At 48.8% G+C, this 709-nt stretch carries 1 protein-coding gene; it reads left to right on the forward strand.

Going from position 1 to position 709, the window contains the following annotated elements; genetic code table 11:
- Positions 1-127: 127 nt before the first annotated feature.
- Positions 128-601 (forward strand): trimethoprim-resistant dihydrofolate reductase DfrA14, encoded by a 474-nt coding sequence (gene dfrA14 / locus M0413_RS22685; protein ID WP_021529707.1) that lies wholly within the window; start codon positions 128-130, stop codon positions 599-601.
- Positions 602-709 lie beyond the last annotated feature (108 nt).

The following is a 709-nucleotide window of genomic DNA, read 5'->3' on the forward strand; positions in this document are numbered from 1 at the left end:
TCTATGCCTCGGGCATCCAAGCAGCAAGCGCGTTACGCCGTGGGTCGATGTTTGATGTTATGGAGCAGCAACGATGTTACGCAGCAGGGCAGTCGCCCTAAAACAAAGTTAACCCAGGATGAGAACCTTGAAAGTATCATTGATAGCTGCGAAAGCGAAAAACGGCGTGATTGGTTGCGGTCCAGACATACCCTGGTCCGCGAAAGGGGAGCAGCTACTTTTTAAAGCATTGACCTACAATCAGTGGCTTCTGGTGGGTCGCAAGACGTTTGAATCTATGGGCGCACTCCCCAATAGGAAATACGCGGTCGTTACCCGCTCAGGTTGGACATCAAATGATGACAATGTAGTTGTATTTCAGTCAATCGAAGAGGCCATGGACAGGCTAGCTGAATTTACCGGTCACGTTATAGTGTCTGGTGGCGGAGAAATTTACCGAGAAACATTACCCATGGCCTCTACGCTCCACTTATCGACGATCGACATCGAGCCAGAGGGGGATGTTTTCTTCCCGAGTATTCCAAATACCTTCGAAGTTGTTTTTGAGCAACACTTTACTTCAAACATTAACTATTGCTATCAAATTTGGAAAAAGGGTTAATCGGGTAACCGGAGGTTTCTAGCCTCCAGTCCCCACAACACCCTGCATGCGGATCCGCACAGGGCGTTTCACTCAGAGTAGTGAAGCTTGATCCATCCCTCGCGAAGT

Source organism: Shewanella sp. 8A (genome assembly GCF_023475945.1).
GTDB lineage: Bacteria > Pseudomonadota > Gammaproteobacteria > Enterobacterales > Shewanellaceae > Shewanella > Shewanella xiamenensis.